General features: G+C 39.9%; 18 protein-coding genes and 1 pseudogene. 14 read left to right on the top strand and 5 right to left on the bottom strand.

Annotated elements, in window-relative coordinates; genetic code table 11:
• Positions 1 to 115: 115 nt before the first annotated feature.
• The 7 genes and pseudogenes from WIW89_RS04360 to WIW89_RS04330 all read left to right on the top strand — a co-directional run bounded on the left by WIW89_RS04360 (position 116) and on the right by WIW89_RS04330 (position 6,436).
• On the top strand, positions 116 to 310 hold the full coding sequence (locus WIW89_RS04360; protein WP_337719872.1) for a DUF1059 domain-containing protein: 195 nt from the start codon (positions 116 to 118) through the stop codon (positions 308 to 310).
• A gap of 78 nt (positions 311 to 388) precedes the next feature.
• Positions 389 to 1,096 (top strand): annotated as a pseudogene (locus tag WIW89_RS04355) (SDR family oxidoreductase).
• A 73-nt stretch (positions 1,097 to 1,169) separates the two neighbouring features.
• The gene (locus WIW89_RS04350) at positions 1,170 to 2,315 is read left to right on the top strand and encodes an RNA-guided endonuclease TnpB family protein (RefSeq protein WP_337719871.1); all 1,146 of its coding nucleotides are present in this window, start codon (positions 1,170 to 1,172) and stop codon (positions 2,313 to 2,315) included.
• A 129-nt stretch (positions 2,316 to 2,444) separates the two neighbouring features.
• A complete protein-coding gene (gene tsaA / locus WIW89_RS04345) occupies positions 2,445 to 2,855 on the top strand; it encodes a tRNA (N6-threonylcarbamoyladenosine(37)-N6)-methyltransferase TrmO (protein WP_337702748.1) in 411 nt (136 codons plus the stop codon).
• 114 nt (positions 2,856 to 2,969) lie between these two features.
• Positions 2,970 to 3,575 (top strand): hypothetical protein, encoded by a 606-nt coding sequence (locus tag WIW89_RS04340; protein WP_337702746.1) that lies wholly within the window; start codon positions 2,970 to 2,972, stop codon positions 3,573 to 3,575.
• A gap of 48 nt (positions 3,576 to 3,623) precedes the next feature.
• Complete coding sequence (locus tag WIW89_RS04335; RefSeq protein WP_337719870.1) at positions 3,624 to 5,075, top strand: protein kinase domain-containing protein; 1,452 nt, start codon at positions 3,624 to 3,626, stop codon at positions 5,073 to 5,075.
• 107 nt (positions 5,076 to 5,182) lie between these two features.
• Complete coding sequence (locus tag WIW89_RS04330) at positions 5,183 to 6,436, top strand: MFS transporter (protein WP_337719869.1); 1,254 nt, start codon at positions 5,183 to 5,185, stop codon at positions 6,434 to 6,436.
• A gap of 1 nt (position 6,437) precedes the next feature.
• On the opposite strand, the gene WIW89_RS04325 is transcribed toward WIW89_RS04330, so the two are convergent.
• From WIW89_RS04325 to nrfD, 4 genes are all read right to left on the bottom strand, one after another.
• On the bottom strand, positions 6,438 to 7,259 hold the full coding sequence (locus tag WIW89_RS04325; protein WP_337702740.1) for an SMP-30/gluconolactonase/LRE family protein: 822 nt from the start codon (positions 7,257 to 7,259) through the stop codon (positions 6,438 to 6,440).
• Positions 7,240 to 7,545, bottom strand: coding sequence for a hypothetical protein (locus tag WIW89_RS04320; RefSeq protein ID WP_337719868.1), 306 nt, complete (start codon positions 7,543 to 7,545; stop codon positions 7,240 to 7,242). The genes WIW89_RS04325 and WIW89_RS04320 overlap by 20 nt, the downstream gene beginning before the upstream one ends.
• A 217-nt stretch (positions 7,546 to 7,762) precedes the next feature.
• Positions 7,763 to 8,479, bottom strand: coding sequence for a hypothetical protein (locus tag WIW89_RS04315; protein WP_337719867.1), 717 nt, complete (start codon positions 8,477 to 8,479; stop codon positions 7,763 to 7,765).
• 112 nt (positions 8,480 to 8,591) lie between these two features.
• Complete coding sequence (nrfD, locus tag WIW89_RS04310; protein ID WP_337719866.1) at positions 8,592 to 9,659, bottom strand: NrfD/PsrC family molybdoenzyme membrane anchor subunit; 1,068 nt, start codon at positions 9,657 to 9,659, stop codon at positions 8,592 to 8,594.
• Between the two features lie 136 nt (positions 9,660 to 9,795).
• Between nrfD and WIW89_RS04305 the strand changes: the two genes are divergently transcribed.
• The 7 genes from WIW89_RS04305 to WIW89_RS04275 all read left to right on the top strand — a co-directional run bounded on the left by WIW89_RS04305 (position 9,796) and on the right by WIW89_RS04275 (position 19,145).
• On the top strand, positions 9,796 to 10,695 hold the full coding sequence (locus WIW89_RS04305) for a tetratricopeptide repeat protein (RefSeq protein ID WP_337708299.1): 900 nt from the start codon (positions 9,796 to 9,798) through the stop codon (positions 10,693 to 10,695).
• Positions 10,696 to 10,773: 78 nt separating this feature from the next.
• Positions 10,774 to 15,072 carry an oxidoreductase gene (locus WIW89_RS04300; RefSeq protein ID WP_337719865.1) on the top strand — a complete coding sequence of 1,433 codons (4,299 nt, stop codon included), beginning with the start codon at positions 10,774 to 10,776 and terminating at the stop codon, positions 15,070 to 15,072.
• Positions 15,073 to 15,131: 59 nt separating this feature from the next.
• Positions 15,132 to 15,977 carry a 4Fe-4S dicluster domain-containing protein gene (locus tag WIW89_RS04295; protein ID WP_443296292.1) on the top strand — a complete coding sequence of 282 codons (846 nt, stop codon included), beginning with the start codon at positions 15,132 to 15,134 and terminating at the stop codon, positions 15,975 to 15,977.
• A gap of 11 nt (positions 15,978 to 15,988) precedes the next feature.
• On the top strand, positions 15,989 to 16,642 hold the full coding sequence (locus WIW89_RS04290; protein WP_337702726.1) for a TorD/DmsD family molecular chaperone: 654 nt from the start codon (positions 15,989 to 15,991) through the stop codon (positions 16,640 to 16,642).
• Complete coding sequence (locus WIW89_RS04285) at positions 16,639 to 18,117, top strand: 4Fe-4S binding protein (protein WP_337702725.1); 1,479 nt, start codon at positions 16,639 to 16,641, stop codon at positions 18,115 to 18,117. The genes WIW89_RS04290 and WIW89_RS04285 overlap by 4 nt, the downstream gene beginning before the upstream one ends.
• Positions 18,118 to 18,735 carry an HAD family hydrolase gene (locus WIW89_RS04280; RefSeq protein ID WP_337702723.1) on the top strand — a complete coding sequence of 206 codons (618 nt, stop codon included), beginning with the start codon at positions 18,118 to 18,120 and terminating at the stop codon, positions 18,733 to 18,735.
• A complete protein-coding gene (locus tag WIW89_RS04275; protein WP_337702721.1) occupies positions 18,735 to 19,145 on the top strand; it encodes a DUF2299 domain-containing protein in 411 nt (136 codons plus the stop codon). Before WIW89_RS04280 ends, WIW89_RS04275 begins: the two co-directional genes overlap by 1 nt.
• Here WIW89_RS04275 and WIW89_RS04270 read toward each other — a convergent pair.
• Positions 19,113 to 20,258 (bottom strand): MFS transporter, encoded by a 1,146-nt coding sequence (locus tag WIW89_RS04270; protein WP_337719863.1) that lies wholly within the window; start codon positions 20,256 to 20,258, stop codon positions 19,113 to 19,115. The two genes, WIW89_RS04275 and WIW89_RS04270, sit on opposite strands and share 33 nt — an antisense overlap.
• Positions 20,259 to 20,287 lie beyond the last annotated feature (29 nt).

Raw genomic sequence — 20,287 nt, 5'->3', positions numbered from 1 at the left:
GTCAGAACGTGCTTAATAGTATTAAACTGATGTTAGAATTTTTTACTTTTATAACGGATTAAATGTTAAAAATTTTCTAACAAACTAAGATATACTTCTTTATTGACGTATTTCTATGCTATTCGGGAAAAAGAAGTACAACTTTAGCTGTGCCGATATAGGAATGAATTGTGGATACGAAATAAGAGGAGCTTCAAGTGAGGAGGAGCTCATAGAGATCTTGAAAATACACGCCCAAAAAGCCCATGGCATAAAACAGATCAATCAAGACTTAGCTGAAAAGATTAAGAAAAATACAAAGAAGAAATAAGGAAGAATATTCTCCTAATTTTATATATTGTAATTGATTACTCTCTTTTTTATCTCGTTACTTTATTCTGTTTGTGATATGAATTATGCACTTGTAACTGGAGGATCAAGAGGTATAGGTAGAACTATAGCATAAACTTTAAGTAGAGAAGGATATAAGACTATCATATTTTACAACTCTTCTACGGAGAAAGCTAAGGAACTAGAAAAAGAAGGGATCGTAATTCTAAAATGTGACGTAAGAAACAGAGAAGAAGTAAGAAGAGCTAAGCAGCAAGTTGAGGAGTTAACAGATAAATTGCATGTATTAGTGAATAACGCCGGTCTATGGAATTTAATGCCCTTTGAAAAGTTTGACGAAGAGAAATACGAGAAAATGTTAAGAGTTAACCTCAACGGAGTAATATACATGACTTACGAGTTACTACCTTTACTTAAAAACGCAGGTAATGCCTCTATAGTAAACATCGCATCTAATGCGGGAATAAGGACTGCAGCAGAAGGTACTACATTCTATGCAGTTACTAAAGCGGGGGTGATCATACTGACCAGAAGGTTGGCTTTCGAATTAGGCAAATATGGAATCAGAGTTAATGCAGTAGCCCCTGGGTGGATCGATACTGACATGACAATAGGAGGAAAAAGTGAAGAAGAAGATGAAAAATTAAGGGAATACTTCAGAAATAAAACGGTTTTACATACTACTGGAAAACCTGAGGACGTTGCACATGTGGTTTCGTTTTTAGTATCGGAAAATGCTAGGTATATTACAGAAACTGGGGGGTAAGGGGCGGAAAGCCTCGCCAGCGGGGATGGATAGCCCCCTTATATTTAAATACTTCTTTGTCAAAATTTCCTTAATGGCTAGGAGGGTTAAAGCGATCAGAGCTACAGTTTCGATGAAGATCGCCCTCTCTGAACCCCTCCTAGCCCTCGTTAATAACTATGTTAAGGCACTTCGTTTCACCCTATTTTGGTTAAAGGAAAATGTCCCGAACCCGGAAGAGAAGGGAGTGCTATCGAAAATCCACGAGGCGTTGTACGAGAAGTTAAGGGAGGAGTATAATCTACCATCAAAGGTTGCTGAGGATTGCTATAGGGATGCCCTCGCGACGTACAAGGGTTGGTATAATAATTCTAGAAGAGGACGTTTTCCGAGAGTGTACAGACCTACGGTGTGGCTAACACCAAAGGCTAGCTATGACGTGGACTTCGAAGCAATGACTGTTAGGATAGCAGGTGTTGGTGAACTTCTAATCTTAGGTTATCCTAGAAACTTGAAGGAGTACTTGGGTTGGAGGATGAAGGAGGCTAGGTTAGTGATCAGGAATGATAAGGCTTTCCTTAAAGTGGTTTTTGAGAAAGAGGAGGAGAAGGTTAAACCAAAGGAAAGTATTGCCGTAGATATAAACATGGCTGAGGTAGTTGTAGGGAAGGATGATGAACACTACGTTAGGATTCCAACTCGTTTGCATGAGGTTCACCACTGGAAGTCTTTAGCTGAGAGGTTGCAGAGGAAGTATCCTAGGAGGTGGAGGGGGAATAAGAGGATCTTGTATAGAGTCCGTTCTTTCCACCAAAAGGCTAGGAGGATTATGGAGGATTTTGCTAGGAAGGTTGGGAAGTGGGTTGTTGAAATCGCTGAAGATTTCGGTGCCAATGCTATTAAGTTAGAGAACCTAAGGAACCTTATTAAGAATGTTGATAAATTGCCTAAGGAGTTTCACGATAAGTTGTATCTTATGCAGTATCGTCGTTTGCAGTATTGGATTTCATGGCAGGCTAGGAGACACGGAATGACTGTTGAGTTTGTTAATCCTAGTTATTCTTCAGTCTCATGTCCGAAATGCGGTAAAAGGATGGTTGAGGTTTCTCGTCGTTGGTTTAAGTGTTCTTGTGGTTATGAGAATGATCGTGATGTTATTGCAATAGTTAATTTAAACCGGAGGGGGTCTCTGACCCTCTCGACTGCCCCTCAAATGAGAGATGTAAGACCGAATCGATGAGGGGAACCCTAGCCCTTCCAGGGCGGAGAGGAAGTCAGTGGGCAGGTAATAGTAGTTGATGGCGGAAGAATAGACAACTTGACCCATTCAGTTTAATACTTTATAAACTGTAGACGGAAAAACTATCATGTGAAATGCTGTTTTGATTATATAGGGTATATAAAAAGGGATGACAATTCAGCCTCTCGTGACGCTCAAGTAAAAGTTATTATTGATAAGAAATATCAAGAAGGTTTAAAAGGTATCGAGGAATTTTCCCATATAATTTTAATTTACCACTTACACTTAGCCTCTTTCGACGGCAAACTAAAAAGAGTTAGGGATTCAAGAGAGGTAGGAGTTTTCGCTACTAGGTCTCAATTTAGGCCAAACCCTATTGGTATCTCAGTTGCTGAACTCATAAGCATAGAAGAGAATGTGTTAACGGTCAAAGGTGTAAATGCTTATGACGGAACCCCAGTATTAGATATTAAACCTTATGATACTTGGGATAGGATAGAAAATCCAAGGGTTCCTCCTTGGCATAACGGAGGAAAATGAATTTTGTTTATCTGTACACGACTGAAAGAAGTATTATTAATTTATATTAGATTTAGGGAAAACGTTAAGTTTTAAAGAGAAAGATTAATAATTAATAATAAAGAGGCATTATTTGTGATAATATTTTTAAACGGTGACGGTAGTGAGTATATATCGTCATATAAGGATAGGTTCGCTTCTTTACCAGTTGATATTATAATTTATGCTCCGAAAATCAAGCTTACAGACTTTGAAAGAATTCTTGCAGAGGTCGTAATAGGTGGGGAATTAAGAATCCCTATGACTCTGAAAGATCTTTATAAGTTATTCGTCTTCGAAGATAAAGTTAGAAGTTCAAAATTAATGATTAGATACAAGGGAGACCTGAATTCTGTTTACGTGGAAGAGGATAACTCAATTTTATTAAGTAGGCTGTTAAGGAAGAAAAAGGAATATTATATACCTAATACTGCGTTCTTCTATTCCAAGAGCAAGATAATTATACGTCGCAGAGATAAAACGATAATTATACTGTCTCTCGACGGTATTAAACATTTAGACAAAATAAAAGAAAGGATAGAAGAACTCTTAGATAGGATATCAGCATCAAAACTATATATCTATGTCGATAAGTTTGATACCTTAAATAGCGTTATTCCTACGATTATAAACTCCGCAAATGAGAAGGAAACTGACGATCTACGTATATATGTTAAGAACGGAGATGTTAAATTGATCTAGCCTCTTTTGATAACTTATTTTACTCTTGGAGTATTTACATCAATAAGCATGGCCAAATATTGCAAAAGGTGTAGAGTAACCCTTCCGGATAACTATAATACTTGTCCCCATTGTAATAGTCCTCTTGTTCCGATACCGGACTTCTTAGCCCCCTTTATAAACCTTTACAAGACTCCCCTTAGGATAAAGTTGTTAGATGGGATAATAGACGATTATACTTGGGGATTTACAATATACCTCACGTTATATGTCAATCGAGCATTAAGAATAACTGGAGTACAATTCCTTCTTAATAATATCGTTACTACTGATGTTAATCCAGATATGCTTAACATAGGCATAAATAAAGTATCAATTAGTTATAGATTCCCACTACCTAAAACGAACATCTTACCTTTGAGATTATACTTTTCCACTGGGGAGTATGCTGATTTACATATTGGAGTTGTAACTAGTTTACCAGCTTCTTCACAAAGATCAGTACAACCGATAGTACAACCATCTAACAAGCTCCCCCCTTTAGAGAAATGGGATCCAAAACTTTGGGTCGGTAAATCGTTAGGCGTTTATAATGTCCTTTCGGTAATAGGTGAGGGTGGAACGAGTTATATACTAAAAGGTATCTACGACAACGTTCCTTACGCTATCAAAGTCCTTAAATTGAATTCCAATACTAGGGGCACCACTATAGTAAAAGGTTATTATTATGATTTACAAGTAGAAGCTTCAAACTTAATTGCCCTCTCCAACAGCAAATATACGGTAAAGATCTATGCCATTAACGTAGATCAAAACTCAATTAAAGAAATTCTGAAGGGTAACACTGAATTATACCTCAGGGATCCCCCTAGGCTAATAATGGAGTTTATGGAAGGAGGGACGGTAATGGATCTCTTTAACAATCCTAATGTAAGATACTCAAGTAAATGGAGGAAAATCGTGTATTCGATTATAGCTGAAAGCGCTTTAGCTCTTGACCATATTCACAGACAAGGTTATGTTCATTTAGATTTCAAACCTCAGAACATATTTTTAGCAAAACCAGTAGGTAAGACCGGAGAGGAAGTGTACTCTAGGATCAAGGGAATGATTAAGATAGGGGACTTAGGTAGCTCAACGAGAACAGGAGGTAGTATAAAACAGCTTACAGCAGAATACGCTCCGCCAGATCAATTGGAAAACGCAATCCTCGGTAAAGGTGCTGAGACTTCTATGGATATTTTCGCTCTCGGGGTAGTTTCGTATGTTTTACTCACCGGTAGAAATGATAGACCTGATATTTTATCTCTAAACGAAGGAGTAGACTATTACCTTAAGGGCGATATTAGAAAAGCATTGGAAAAAGTAAAGGAAGCAAAAAATGCGTTGTGCAAGTGGGTTATCTCAATACCTTTGATCGAAAAAGAGGTCTTCCACGAGGTAGTCAGTATGCTTTCCTGCGAACCAAAAACCAGACCTAAGGCTTATGAAGTTTACTCTACATTTTCTAAGTTTGCTTAATTTTCAGGCTGGGGTTTAAACCTTCAATTCTCTAATATATTAACGGTTTAACTACATTTAACATTTCAATAAATTTTTTAAATATTAGTAAGGTCATTTAAGCAAGAATGATAAAGTACAAGGACACAAAATGGATGTGGCTCGTGCTGCCGTTTAACGCATCTACCGGACCTTTGTCCACACTCATTACTCTTCAAATTCTAACTTTGGGTGGTAATGCACTTGACGTATCTTTTGCTATATCCTTGAGTAATGCAGTTTTAATACCATCTTCGCTTTTCTGGGGATTTATGGCTGATAGAATGGATAGAAAGAAACAGATCCTTATAAGCATGGGCGGGACTTCAGTATCTTTACTTCTTATGCCACTTGTTAATTCAATATCTCTATTAGCAGCTGATTACTCTCTAGTTACATTCATGAGTACAGCCTCTACTACTCCCTTTAACTTACTCGTGATGGAATCAGCTGAGAAAAAGCAGTGGGGTCAACTGTTTTCAAAGTTCTCTTTCTTGTCCTCTCTAGGTATGCTAATAGGCTTGCTAATCTCGACGGTTCTTGTACTTTTTCTCAAGATCTATCAGATAGAGGAAACTTTAGGGTTAATCGCTCTGATCACCTTTGTTGCAGGATTAAAGCTAATTCCAAAGCCAGTTATAACGTTTGAGAGGGTAGCAATTTTACATCATAAGGAATCCTTCATGATAAGAATGAGACATTTGCCTATGATGTTCCTTCATTTACCCAACCCTCATTCCTTTAAGATGTTTTCTTTGAAGAGATTGAGGATTAAACCTACAAATTATATCCCACTCCTTTATCTTGGTATTGTAATCTTCTACGTTAGTAGTGGAATTTTTAATACTGTATATCCAGCCGGTCTTTACGTAAAAGGCTTAGATAAATCTAGCGTATTAATAGTAATCACAGTTGGAATGATCTTCCAGATTTTAGGATTTAAAATTTCAGAAAGATTGTTAGTAAGAGCTGAAGAGAAGAAAATAGCTCATCTCTCGCTACTTCTTAGAGGAGTCTCTTACCTATCAATGGGAATAGTCACAGAACTGTTTTTCGGCTTTCCAGTTTTCATATCAGGGTTGTTATTTTATCCTTTAGCCGCTGGGATTGCATACTCATTATTTTATTCTTCATCCAGCACTCTCGTGTTTAAAATCGTAGGAGAAAGGAGCCAAGGTAGTGGACTGGGAGTATATAGTACTATAGTAGGGGTATCTCTTTTCGTCGGTTCAATATTCTCAGGATACTTTACTCATTATCTAGGCTACGGTATAGACTTCGTTATAGCCGGAGTACTGTTAGTCTCAAACTCCTTTCTATTTAGGTATCTTGAGGAAGGTTAAGTCAAAATTCACACTCAAAACTTTCAACGCCTTTTATATCAGTTTCCACGGCATATACGTAACCGCCTTCAGCCTCGTCATTTGCTGTAGTTATGAAGAGAGTCCTCATATTATTCCCCCCAAACGTAACAGAGGTAGTGTGAGATGCAGGGACTTTGATCTCACCTACTATCTCACCTTTAGGACTTACTCTAATTACTTTTCCTCCTCCGTATATTGCTACCCATAGATATCCCTCTGAATCGATCGTCATCCCGTCTGGGACTCCTTGAAACCTCGTTAGATCGACTAGGATCTTTCTATCCCTTATTTCTCCAGTAGAAAGGTTAAAGGCAAACTCAAACACTTTCTTAGTCGGTGAGTCTATATAATACATCTTAGTGTTGTCTAAATTCCACGCTAATCCGTTAGAGATAGTAATCCCTTCAAGAACCTTTCTAAGTATTAATCCCTTGTCCAACACGAACAGTGCACCGGTAGGATATTTTTCCTCGAGGTTCATAGTACCTACCCAATATCTTCCCATGGCATCACACTTACCATCGTTAAATCTGTTTCTGTTATCCCACTCCTTTACTTCATAAATTGTCTTTACGCCCTCTTCACTCACGTGGTAAAAACCCTTATCCGCTGTGACTACCAGCCCTCCTCTCTTGTAAGGCTGAAGGGAGCTGACGTAAGTTCCGACTTTAATCCACGTGTGCTTATCTCCCCTTAATGTATGGACTTCCCCTTTGAGTATGTCTACGAAATACAGAGTGTCTTTGAACCATACTGGTCCCTCGTATAGTATCCCTTTTTTGTTAACTATTTTCTTTAACAAATAATTCACCTCTTTCCTCTACATTACCTTGAAAATCTTCAAAATAGACTTTCCCCTCCTTTGTTATGACTAAATAACCTATCTTTTCCCCGCACTTGTACGGTAAAGCTAAAATAGCATTCTGTGTCTTAACGTTCTCTATAGCGAAGACCGGTGATAATGTATCATCTAACTCAAGTGCCAGGCATTCTCTCACCAGTGGCTGTACCTCGTTTAGCACTTCGTTCAGTAGTTTATCGTATTCCAAAGCAAGTTCTCTCATTCTTTCTAAGTCTTCTACTCTCATGTGGGATATTGAACAAACTCTGCCTATTATTTATCATCTCTTTTTACTTTAATTTATCAAAAATAAAGTAATATAATCTTTATATATTCTTTGATTCTTTTATAATTTTTCTTCTTTATCCAATATTAAATTAATAAAATATCTAAATTAGACTGGTCCCTATTAGGAATAAAATTTAAAAATACTTATCTTATTTTCTTCTAAAATTATTTTAATATTATTTTCTTATAGCAACATTATTGCTACAAATCATCCTCCTTATACATTCACAAGAGAAGTTAAGCCTTATTCCCTCCTTTACACAGTTCATTGCTATAGCATAAGGTTCTCCGTTTTCCTTGAATCCTATTACACCTTTGCATGTAGGCGTTATTGAGACGGGTGGGAAGATTTTCAACATATAATAAGCTATTATTTTCTTTGACGTTTCAGAGAACTGCTCGGCAAACGGATAAAGGAAAGCTGCTAAAGATGTCGGATGATTAAAACACAAGTTGTCCACATTGAACAATCCTTTATCAGACAGCTTTACTAGTTCATTAAGAAAAGTGTACATCTCCTCCTCAGACCCCTCGTATTTCCACTCTTCTTTTAGCTTTACAGCTACTAGTCTTCTGATCCTTTCATCTTCTCCAGATCTGAAGACAGCTATAAGTCCTCTAGGAGTTATGTAAAAGCTTCTATACCCCATTCTTACATATCCTTCCTTTGCAAGTCTCTTAAGTATCCTCCAAGCTGTAGCTGAAGGTAGGTCGCACTCTTGTGAAAGGCGGTAGGAAGAAATAGGCCCTAAAATAACCATTTTATAAAGCACTTTTACTTCTTTTGCGGATAACTTAGCGGATAGTACTACGAAAAAGTGCACTTTAAAATGATCAACTAAGAACCTAACGTGTTCAACTAAAAAAAGCACTATTGACAGCTCGCCGGGCATAAATTACTGCCCCTTAATTTTAATAATATTAGTCTAGATTTAAAAAGATTATGGATATATTAATTTAATTAAAACAATTTTTACAAGAAAATATATAAAAAACTTACCTTAGTTACCCTCTCCAACCAAAGCTACCTATAGGAATCGGTTGATTACTCACTATCTGGAACGGAGTTTGAGGAGCAGTTTGATACGCGTATTGCCCTGCGAAAAGTATGTCAGCTCTTGTTAGAAAGGCGGCAACTATCGCAAAGATCGCAGCTATTAGGAGAGCATATTTTAATCCTGTAGGAAGATCAGAAGGTTTAGCTTCTCCGCCGATTGCCTTCTGTTGTTTTAACGAGGGGTTAAATAGCACCGCAATATAGGGACCAGAGAACAGATAACCTACTCCAGATATAAGTACTGCTAAGCCCGAAAGTATTAAGTCAAGATAGAATGTTACTTGAGACAACAAGTAATCATAAGCGACCTCGTCAAACACGTTAATGTAGTTTACTGTGGCTAAGAACATGAACCAAGATACCAGCTCGGCGATACCCGAAAAAGCCAGTAGTTTTGCCATTAGCCTTCTAGCCATTATACCCTCGTCACCTTTGGTAACGAAGGCTAGAATGTAACCTATACCAGCACCTACAAATATTCCACCTGCTAGGAATAGTACTGGTAATCCTGCGTTATTCCAGAAGGGTACACCAGTTGTAGCTGCTAATTCAAAACCGCTGTACACAGTTGAGAATAGACCGAAAAGCATTCCTAAAGTTGCGAATGTAACTCTGAGCCATGGCTTAGAAGAGAATAACACCGATATTGTATATAATAGTGAGAATAACAACAGTCCGCTTACGAATATAATACCTCTAGCCATCCATGAGTTCGTGAAGTACACTAATGCTTCTAATGGTGATGCGGTAGCCGCAAGAGGTCTACCTAAATCATATGCGAAGAATGCAAACGCTAAGATCGTTGATACAAATACAACAGGTCCTCCTTTCTTAGCCATTGATGGATACTTTCCAGTATACTCCATGACTCCTAAGATTGCCATTAGCATTCCGGCAACTTCAGTAAAGTATAACGCAAGAGCTATTTCTTCGCCCCAGAGCGGGTATTGATTTATCTGTATTATCGGAGCTTGCACTCCGTACGGCTGTGGTGTAGGGGCCGTAAATAGTCCCATTTCTAATCGTGTGATAATTAACTAATTTTTTAAATAAACCTTCACTCCGGAAAATTAATATGAATAAATATACATATTTTCAAGTACTAAAGGCTCGTAAAGTTATTATATACCTATTTTTGATGAATATTGTAATGTGGAAATAGAGGAGTTACTGTCCCAAGGAAAATATGACGAGGCACTTAAGTTAATTCAAGGTCAGGACGAAGAGTCCAGACTTTCAAGAGCTTTCATTCTTATAAAGGCTAAGAAATATGAAGAAGCTCTTGACGAATTAAAAGGGATTACCCGAAGCGAAGCCGATTACTTGAGATTCGAGGCTTACAGAAGCCTAGGAAGAGAAAAAGAGGCTGAGGATGAGCTTAAAGCCGGAATATCAAAGTCCCCATATAACCACGTGTTGTACTACACTTTAGCCGAGTATCAATACAGCCTAGGCAAATTGAAAGATGCTTTAGAAAACATTAATAAAGCTCTGGAAATCATGCCTCTAAGCTACGATTATAAGTACCTAAAGGCAAAAATCCTCTTCGCTCTTGGCGAATACGAAGACGCTACCATATATATAAATGACGTGTTAGCATTAAATCCGAAAAATGTAGAGGCCAGACTAATGAAGGCTCTGTGTTATTATAATGTAGGTTTAAAGATGGATGCACTGTCGGAAGTGAATAAAGCTATTGACCTTAAGAAGGACGACCCAGCACTACACGCCCTGAAAGGTAGGATATATTACGAGACAGGGTTTCATAAATTGGCTCTTTCTGAGTATAAGACAGCCTTGAGACTCGACCCTAATAACCCGGATTATGCTTATCATGTAGCTTTATGTTATCACGTATTATCGCTAAATCAGGACGCGTTAATGTTTATCGACAAAGCCTTGGGGTTATCTCAGAACAGCCCACAATATTTAGCCCTAAAAGCCAGAATTCTTAAAGCGTTGGGAGACCTATCAGGTGCGAAAGCAATAGCTGAAAAAGCTGTATCTCTAGACTCGAGTGTTAGGGGTCAATTAGAGGATCTTTTGTCATAAAATATTTCTAACCAGTTATATTAATAAAGTGAAGTGAAACTATATATAATGAGGTAAATTAACTAGGTTTTGAGAGAAATGAGCAATTTAAAGCTAACGAGGAGGGACTTTCTCAAAATAAGCGGTATAACTGCAGCTACAACTGCGATAATTCTCAACTCAGGGTCGATAGCCAGTAAATTATTCAACTCTCAAGAAGAAGGCTATCATTACACCCTTAACTATCCCTCTGACGAGGTCGTATACGGGAACTGTTTCCAGTGCTTAGGAAGGTGCTCGATAGAGATAGTCAGGACTCCTATGGGCTTCCCGAGATTCGTTACTGGGACTATCGGTTGGCACATAAATGATGGAGGAGTTTGTCCGAGGGGGGCTTCAGACGTCTACTACTATTTCGCTCCCGCTAGGTTGAGGTTCCCACTAATAAGAGCTGGCGATAGAGGATCAGGAAAATGGATGGCAATCGATTATGATACTGCAATAGACATTATAGTAAATGGAACTAACGCACAGAGTTGGAGCAAAATAGGGTTGAATCCACAACAACTAGGTGTAGGCAACTTCCCCGGGCTTAAAGCTATAAGGGAGACTAATCCTCATGCTTTAGCATATTTCCAAGGAAGAGACCAATTAACACCCGGTATCGATGCAGGTTTCTTCGCGGGTAATTTCGGTACAGCTAATGCAGGTGCACACGGTGGATTCTGTTCAATGAACGTGTATACAGCAGGAGTATATATTACGGGTGCGCCAGTATGGGAATATGCAGGTCCTGATGAGGAAAGAGCCCAGTACTTTATCTTAGCTGGACTCGCGGGGGACCATTTCCCTAACTGGATGAGGAGGATTATCGCAAGGATCAGGGAGAACGGCGGAAAGGTAGTAACTATTGCCCCTGAAAGATTTGGCTTCTACTCAGTTTCGGATGAGCATCTGTTCATAAACCCTGCAACAGACGGAGCCTTAGCTATGGGTTGGATAAGAGTTTTGGTTGACTTTCACTACTACGTATATAAGGCGAGCAAAGGTTCAAATGTCCTTAACCCGCAGACCTTACAGCCGGTATCACCAGCCTATGATCCCTCTTCCGGTCAGCTCATAATGCAGACTGTAACGCCAAGTGGACAAGTTGTACAATTACCTCAATTAGGAGACATTCCTTCCACAGCTGTATTCCCTCACATAGATGAGGAATTCTTGAGATATTACACTAACTTGTCGTGGTTAGTGATAGTAAATCCTAACCCGCAGAATGGTGACAGTCTAGACCCTACTGACCCCACCGCAGGTAATAATGTAGGATTACATTTAAGAATGCCCGTACAGAACCAGCAATACGCGAGTTCACACCCATGGCTAGAGGCAATAATGGGCTCTGATGGGAACGTTTACTCTTACGTTGATACACCGTGGCAGAGTGGTGTTATGCCTATATTAACTTTAGACGAGTTACCTCAGCAGAAGCAGTCACAGATCGTACAAGTACCTTATAAATTAAAGAATGGGCAAACAGTCAAAGTCCCGGCTATTCAAGTAACAGTCCCGAAGGCTTTAGGCTCCAGTGAGACTATTAACCTAACAGTAACTACAGCTTTCGAGTTATTAAGGGCTGAATTACTGAATTACGACCCGTATACTCCCAGCGGGCAATCCCCGCAATACGGTGTGTTAAATGTAGCTGAGGTTACTGGTATACCTCATAATACTGTGGTGAGAATTGCAAATGAGATAGCAACGACCGCCTTCCAGAAGGCAATTTATGAGCCTGTGAAATGGATAGACTATCTAGGTAGGTTCCATGACAACGTTGTTGGTAGGCCGGTATCAATATACTTCATGAGAGGTATTTCCGCTCACGCCAACGGGTTCATGAGCGCTGCAGCGATGTATTATCTGGTATTAATGGTAGGAGCGTGGGATAACCCTGGAGCCGACCTTTACAAGTATCCCTATCCCCACTACTCCCCCGGAGTTGCAGTTCCTCCTCATCCTCTGGCAAACACACCTACAATTGACCCAGATATTGCAAGTGCAACTAGTGGAATGACCCTAAACAACCCCAAGACGAGAGCAGGTTTCCTAAAAACGGAATACATATATAACGATGGTACTGTGGACATTAAGAGCGTAGAAATTGTTGGAGCCGGTCCTTACGGCTTCCCAGACGGTCCTGACGATCTAGTTATATATAAGAACGGAAGACCCTTCTTAGTAGATAGAGCATATAGCTGGGAGTTACCTCTAACGACTCAAAGGTCTTATTCAGCAGTCGTTATCACCGCTTACTTGATGAACAAGTACCCCAATATGGTAGTCCCATATAAAACAGAAGCTCTAATGTGGTACATAACAACTCCATATTGGAATAACGCTTACGCATTAACTGACGTTTTACAAAAAGTGACCGAGAAGGACCAGAACGGTAACTACATTGTTCCGTTTAACATAAGTATTGATCTATTTATGCAAGAGACAAACAACGTAGTAGATCTTATTATACCTGATTTGTCATTCCTAGAAATATACGGTTTCCACTCCATCCACGATAGGCCTACAAGTTTACCTCAAGGACCTTCAGATTCTCTCAACTGGCCAGTCTTACCGGCGATGTATCCAGTACTGTCCAACGGAGACTTTATGTTGACTTTAGCTTGGATATTGAGGATTTATCCGAAACAAGGTGATACTATAGATCCGACGAATTGTCCTCACTACACTACACAAGACCCAGTTACTGGCTTACCATTGATAAGCCCGGTAACTATACACGATCCTGAGACTGGAACTACAATACTTCAACAAGGACAGCCCGGTATGATATCTACTGGGATGTATATATTAGAGACCGGGACTTTGATAGCTGGATACGGTAACAACTTCCAGTACATATTGGCTAATGAGGAAGGAAAACCAATCCCTAACCCGCAGCAGTTGAAGTTATACGCTTCGTTTGTGCCAGCTGGTGCTAACCAGCAAGACGTAATCAATCAAATTTTAAATAATGTACCTCAAGGACAGACTTTCTCCACAGCTACTACTTACAAGATATCGGCAAGCCAGAGATCTGCAGGTATAGAGCACTACTTCAGAATTCCAGTACAATTCCAGCCCGGTCTTCAAAAGATGCTTGAGGACATAATAAACACTTACGCTCCGGGCATGATGACAATAGACGAGATCAACCCTGGCTATGTCAAGGTAGGCAAGGGCGGAGCTGTCTACGTCTTACCGCCTTCAATTAGATATATGAGAAACGTAAACATGTTCTACTTCCTCGGTTGGGGCAAGTACATGCCTGGTGGATACGGAGGGATAGGCTTACCGTGGATCCACAAGATATATCTCGAATACTTACAGAAGTTCAGGCTTGCTGCGGCAGGTAAGTGGACTGGATATAACGCGGCGTATTACTACTATTACAAACTAACCGGGAACCAGCAGTTCCTAGTAAAGAGTGTCTTGCCCAACGACTCTTACGGGCAAGCTTTAGCTAAGAACATATTGGACTACTACAAGCCTTTCGGAGGCTATTCCCCACCACCAGCTTGGAACTCCGAAATAACCCCTGACGGGATAAACCTGAGCGAGTATCCGTTAACATTCTTCGTTAGGAGACATGATAGGACATATCATAGTTGGTCTTTCAACGTACCGTGGCTTATGGCGACAGTGCCTTATACACCGGTGATGTTGAGCTCAGCAGATCCCTATGTCCAGAGCATGGGCATTAAATCCGGAGATTTTGTTCAATTTGAGGCTGTAAACGAGCCTTGGTCTGGAGGTTTAAGGACTACAATCACCGCTATAGCCTTTCTGGACAACGCGACCAGACCCGGAGCAGCGTGGGTAATAGTGTCGGCACAAGCCCTACCAGGTTTCAGAGGAATGACACCCGACTCTCCACAAGTTAAATACAGTGTGTTACACAACTGGGCAAACATACTTTACATGCCCGCTTCAAGAGGAGGAAAGCTATCTCCTCAGACAGATAACGCCTACCCAATAATGTACTTAGACCCGATAACAGGGCAGACTTCGTGGGCCGACAGCAGGATCAAGATAGTTGGAGTTGCTAGCGGGGCTAATAGGGTTCAGGTTACCGCGAACAAGTTCATATACATGGGTCAAGACTTTTCCAATCAAGACATACTTACAGTGATAATGAACCAGATGGGTGGACAAATAAGTATATCCGGTGCCAGCAACGGAGCACCTTTCGCCCAGCCCGTAGATGTCCCACACTTAAGATTTGACGCTAATAATATGCAGAACACTTCCATATGGAGCTTCGTAGCACCTTATTCATTAGCTCAGAACAACTACCAGTTAGGTAATTATAAGATAAGATATGGTTTTGCGGGTGAACCGCTAAGTTGATCTCCCTTTTTTCTTTCTCAATTCCCGTGTGAGGTGTAAAGGTCATGTCCTCTAATCAAATGTCGTCAAACCAAACCCCACAAATCACTCTAGATATAAAACAAGGTGGAGTAGAACACAGAATACCATATAGTAATAAGAAAAACTATGCAATAATAACAGATCTAAATAAGTGCTTCGGTTGTGCCGGTTGCCAAATGTCTTGTAAAGAGTGGAATACTTCGGGAATGTTTGGACCCCTTCCTGACCTTAATCCTTATGGAGATCTTGACGTGATGTTCTGGCTTAGAGTAATGTATGTAGAAGTAGGTAATTACCCGCAAACGAAAGTATACAACATTCCAATCAACTGTTTCCACTGTATGGATGCACCTTGTGTACCAGTATGTCCAGTAGGTGCTACGTTCAAGAGAGTTGAAGATGGTATAGTCTTAGTAGACTACACAGAATGTATTGGAACTAAGTACTGTATTTATGCATGTCCTTATGGTAACAGATTCTTTGACTATATTGAAGGAGTAACAAAGAAGTGTACTCACTGTTTTGACAGAATTTACGATCCAACACTGCCTCCAGAAGAGAGGATTCCAGCATGTATTCACGGATGTATGGTTCAGGCAAGAATATGGGCGGATAGATTAGATCCTACAGACCCCGGTAATATTCTGTTTATAGATAAAGGAGGATTTGTACTAGGTCCAGAGACCGGTGCTAATCCAGCAAGCGGATATCTACCTTGGCGTAGCGAGTATGCAGCAGACAACGATGTAGAACTATTAAGCCAGTCAGAATACTACAATGTCTGGACGTCTAACGGAGTCGTAATCCTCGGGGCGCAAGGTAATAACTCTACTTATACAGAACAAAACCAGTCTTCTTCCTCCTCGTCTAACTCTTCAAGTTAAAGGTGTTTTTTATGTCTCTTTCCACGCTTGATCAAGCTTCATTAAGATTTTTGATTTATGATCTCTTCTCCACGCTTTTTTATTACAATTTTTATGATGAGGATTATAATAAAATGAAGGAAAAACTTGAGAAAATTTCCTCCTTAGGAATAGATAAGAGCATAGTAAACGTTGAACGTATAAAGGACAAGATATTCAATTCCAATAAGTCGGATTTACTTATCGAATATTCAACTCTTTTCCTTACCGGTCTGGGAATAAAACCTTTGACACCTGTGGAGAGTAAGAGATTTTTCTCTTTGATGGGAGAAAAAGTAGCTACTTTTAGATATAGTGATATGTTGAGGTTCTTGCGTTCGAGGAATATTAGGCTCAACTATATGTTAGGCGAGTTCCAACCGGAGCCTGATAACATAGTTACGATCCTCGCGTTTATGAGTGTGCTAATAAAAGAGGAAATAGAGATCCTCCAGAAGGGAGGAGACCTCTACAAGAATAAAGCAGATCAAAGGAACTTCTTTACTACTCATATATACAGCTGGATACCAGACTGGATAAATGACGTCATAAACGACAAGAGGGCTGATATATACAAGGTAGTCTGCGAGGAATTAAGAAAGTGGTTAGAAGCCGAGAAAGAATATCTCATAGGGGAAGGAAATTGAGGATAGGGCTCATAGTTACTAAGACAGCCAGGGAGAAATTAGGCGATCAACTTCTCGTTGATATATACAAAGAGACAAATATACCTTACGTTGCAGAGTTCGGAGAATATCTGGCAGAGGATGTTAAATCCAACGAGCTTCAAGGACTTCTTGTTGTATCTGAAAAGGACGAACAGAACTTTGTCTCATCGGTTGACGAAAAACTGGGTATAAGTCCCTTAGCTGTCGAGGTCTTACCCCTCTCTTGGTTTATCGGAAAGAGTCCGTCTTACAATAAGGCGTTACTAAAGGCGTATGTGAGGAAACTCTCTAAACAAGACTTCGTTTACAGATTACAGCCAGTAAAAACTACTACTGTAACAAGGCGTTCCCTTATTAAGTTTAGGCTTTACGAATACAAAGTGTATCCGGTACTGTTCGACGCTTTAACCTTTGAAAGGGAGATAAACACTTTGATTCAGTCTTGTCCTAAAGGTCTGATCGCGAAAGCTGTTGAAGGTGTGACAATTACTTCACCCCAAGACTGTACAGGCTGTGGTTATTGTACTTCGAAAGGGTACTTGGGCTACTTAGAAATGCCTTCCCTTACCACGGAGCAGTTTATATCCTTTGTGAACGAAATAGTGCGTAATTATAATGCCGAGGGAAAATCGTTAGGGTTAGTCTTCACTTCGGACAAAACCGTGAGTCTGGAGGAAGGTCTTTTCCCTCTTCTTGTACCTAACGTGGCTTCAGTCCATGACTCGTTTGTATTTGCTACATTTGCAGCAGGTCTAATACCAGTCATTTTGTACGATCCTAAAGACGACATTGCTAAGAAGAGAGTTGAGGAAATACCGGACGTCTTCCCCGGGACTGAGTTGAAGATTGTGAAGGTTAAGCACGGTGATAAAATACCCCTAGTGGAAAATAAGCTACCTAAGTCTGAAATCCCTGAGGGTGTCGCATTAACCCGTTACAGAAGGCGGTCGCTTTACTTGTGGGCTCTGGAGGAAATGGACAAGAAGGTAAAAGTTAACCCTGAGGTAGAAGTCCCGGGTGTATATTTCGTGGAGGTAAATCCTGATAAATGTGTACTTTGTGGGGTATGTGTTAGGGCTTGCCAGATGCTAGTCCCAGATATGAAAACAGTGAACGACCTCACGACACTAGACTACAACATACCGTATTGTATAGGTTCTCAGAGGTGTGTTAAGAACTGTCCTGAGAACGCCATAAAAGTAGAGAGACTGGCTAAGTTCAGGGAATTACAAAAAGTTAGAGTAAACCAGGCTAAGGTGACCAAGTGCAGGTACTGCGGGAAGCCTATAGGTACTGTAAAGATAAAGGGGAAGGTAGATAGCCTATTAATTCAATACGGTTACCCTGGCACAGCTCAATATACGGATGTATGTAATGAATGTAAACAGAAGGAGTTAACTAAGATGTGGTTAGAGAGTTATCTAAATGCCACTGGTAAAAAGAAGGTGTTGTAAATGTACGTAATCTTGTTCAATGTAACCGAAAACTTGATCAAGGTAAGCGATGAAAAACTTTACTCGGTTTTAAAGGAAACCCAACACGTGTTGAATGCGTACTCTCTAGCTAGAGTATACGTGAGTTATTCCGCCATATTAGATTCACTTCATAAAGAATGGAGGGAGAAGATACTTAGATCGCCTATGTATGAGGACGCTTTATTTCTTGAGGAGTTGAGTTATAGGGCGAGGCTCTACGTGGTCACAAACTTAGACAAAATGTTAGTGAAGCAAATACTTGTGAGGAATAATTTGGACGTTTTTATCCAAGACGTAATATCAGCTGATGACGTAAAGAGGTACAAGCCTTCAAAGGAGTTCTTCGAATACGTAGGCAAGAGGGTTAATTCGCCCCTACCTTCAATAATGTTAGTATCCTCGAACCCATACGACATATTGGTTGCCAAGTCTTTAAATATGAAAGCCCACTGGTTAAATAGGAAAGGAGAGGCTTTCATGTTCCCCTCAAACCTTCAGCCCGACAGTGTAATTAAGACAGTTAAGAGTATAGCAGAGAGTACGGCACAACATAAAGTCGATTCTTCAATGGGAGATTCAGCGTTGAGGTGTACGTGATGGTATCCGATTCTCAAATTTTTGATTGGTTCGTGGAACTAGGAATGAAAGTTGAGAAGGTAACCAGCGGTAATTTTTACTTTCACATCGTCATTTCTCCCCCAGTAGGTGAAGGAGTAAAGGTTTCAGTCATTAGAACTAATCCTAACTCTACGTATTATATAGTAACTACTGTTGTTGACTTCGATTCTGCAAAACTTAAGAAGGATCAGTCACTCCTCAAGAACATTAAAAAAGACTTAATGAGGATGAACGTAGAGTTTTTCCTCATCCCACCTGATGCCGAAACACCGAAGTCGGTTCAAATAGCCAAAATAGTATTCATGGAGGGGCTAACTAAGAACGAAATGTTAAATGTAGTTGAGTTGGTAAAAAATTCAGCGTATTTGACTCTGAGCTGGTTTGAATGATCTTAATGAGAGGAAGAAGAGTAGGGCTGAAATAAATCCTAGTGAGCTAATCAACCCCCACAAAATGACGGGAGAGTAAAGAAAGAACGTCATTAAGTAACTGGTGAGAGAAGAGCCCAGAACTCTTCCTAAGGAAGTAAATATACCGAAAACCCCTATTTGTTTTCCCCTCTGTCTCCTCTCGGTTAATGATGTTGCTACAGCTTGGACTAGAGGGGAGACTATGATTTCAGCTAAGGTTATGAATATTATGTCTACCACAGCTTCTACGTAGTCTGTTATAAAAGCTATCGAGAAGTATGAAACCCCGTAAATAAGACACCCTAACGGCAAGTATTTTTTGACGTCTGTTATCAATTTTCCTATATAGTCCTGAAGCACTACTATCATTAAGCCGTTTACCATGAAGAGCAAACTCACTTGAAGTACTGAGAAATGAGGGATTGTTGTATAATAAGTGATTAAACCAAAGCCCAGTTGACTCATTAGCATGAATATTAGTGCAGTAGGGACAAGAAACGTTAATAGTGTTCTTGAGACTTTAAATGACACTTCAACACCTCCTTTAAAGTCTGGTAGCATCCTCACGAAATATAAGGGTACTAAGGCTATAATTGATGCAATGAATAGGAGTTTATTAAAGCCAAGTACTTGAAAAATATAACCACCAATGAGGGGTCCAACAGCCCAACCGGCGTTGATCCCAACCCTCTGTCTGCTGAACGCTCTGATCAAACTGTCGAGTTTATCTTCAAACATATCGCCGACGATCGATGTAGAAGAGACGAAGTATATATCGTTGAAAAAAGTTTGTACTAGAATAAGAGATGAGACTAAAACTGGGAGAGATATTTGAGAGGCCAGAAGAAGCGAAATTGAGGAGAGTACTATCGCTATGGTCATACTCTTCCTTCTTCCCAAACTGTCTGTAAGGATCCCACCAATATAGTACGCTATTAAACCTAAGATACCTTGTAAGAGATAGAAAATCGATACAAATGTGAGCGGTAATTTGTAAACTGAGTAGAGTGCATACCCTATAAAAGGCCAGACTAACGAACCGCCTAAGGCTCTAAATGCTCCTATAAGCGCTATCTTATTAATATCGTTCAAACTCTGTCATTTTAAGATTGACTTTCTCT

Source organism: Stygiolobus sp. CP850M, from assembly GCF_037389425.1.
Lineage (GTDB): Archaea > Thermoproteota > Thermoprotei_A > Sulfolobales > Sulfolobaceae > Stygiolobus.
The sequence above is the reverse complement of the archived record's forward strand: the minus strand, read 5'-3'. Positions and strand labels throughout refer to the sequence as shown.

Excerpts from the sequence above, each read along its gene's own strand:
- WIW89_RS04350 (WP_337719871.1), top strand. The coding sequence starts at position 1,170 with ATGGCTAGGAGGGTTAAAGCGATCAGAGCTACAGTTTCGATGAAGATC.
- WIW89_RS04315 (WP_337719867.1), bottom strand. The coding sequence starts at position 8,479 with ATGCCCGGCGAGCTGTCAATAGTGCTTTTTTTAGTTGAACACGTTAGG.
- WIW89_RS04295 (WP_443296292.1), top strand. The coding sequence starts at position 15,132 with ATGTCGTCAAACCAAACCCCACAAATCACTCTAGATATAAAACAAGGT.
- WIW89_RS04360 (WP_337719872.1), top strand. The coding sequence starts at position 116 with ATGCTATTCGGGAAAAAGAAGTACAACTTTAGCTGTGCCGATATAGGA.
- WIW89_RS04335 (WP_337719870.1), top strand. The coding sequence starts at position 3,624 with ATGGCCAAATATTGCAAAAGGTGTAGAGTAACCCTTCCGGATAACTAT.
- WIW89_RS04330 (WP_337719869.1), top strand. The coding sequence starts at position 5,183 with ATGATAAAGTACAAGGACACAAAATGGATGTGGCTCGTGCTGCCGTTT.
- nrfD (WP_337719866.1), bottom strand. The coding sequence starts at position 9,659 with ATGGGACTATTTACGGCCCCTACACCACAGCCGTACGGAGTGCAAGCT.
- WIW89_RS04300 (WP_337719865.1), top strand. The coding sequence starts at position 10,774 with ATGAGCAATTTAAAGCTAACGAGGAGGGACTTTCTCAAAATAAGCGGT.
- WIW89_RS04280 (WP_337702723.1), top strand. The coding sequence starts at position 18,118 with ATGTACGTAATCTTGTTCAATGTAACCGAAAACTTGATCAAGGTAAGC.
- WIW89_RS04320 (WP_337719868.1), bottom strand. The coding sequence starts at position 7,545 with ATGAGAGTAGAAGACTTAGAAAGAATGAGAGAACTTGCTTTGGAATAC.
- WIW89_RS04275 (WP_337702721.1), top strand. The coding sequence starts at position 18,735 with ATGGTATCCGATTCTCAAATTTTTGATTGGTTCGTGGAACTAGGAATG.
- WIW89_RS04290 (WP_337702726.1), top strand. The coding sequence starts at position 15,989 with ATGTCTCTTTCCACGCTTGATCAAGCTTCATTAAGATTTTTGATTTAT.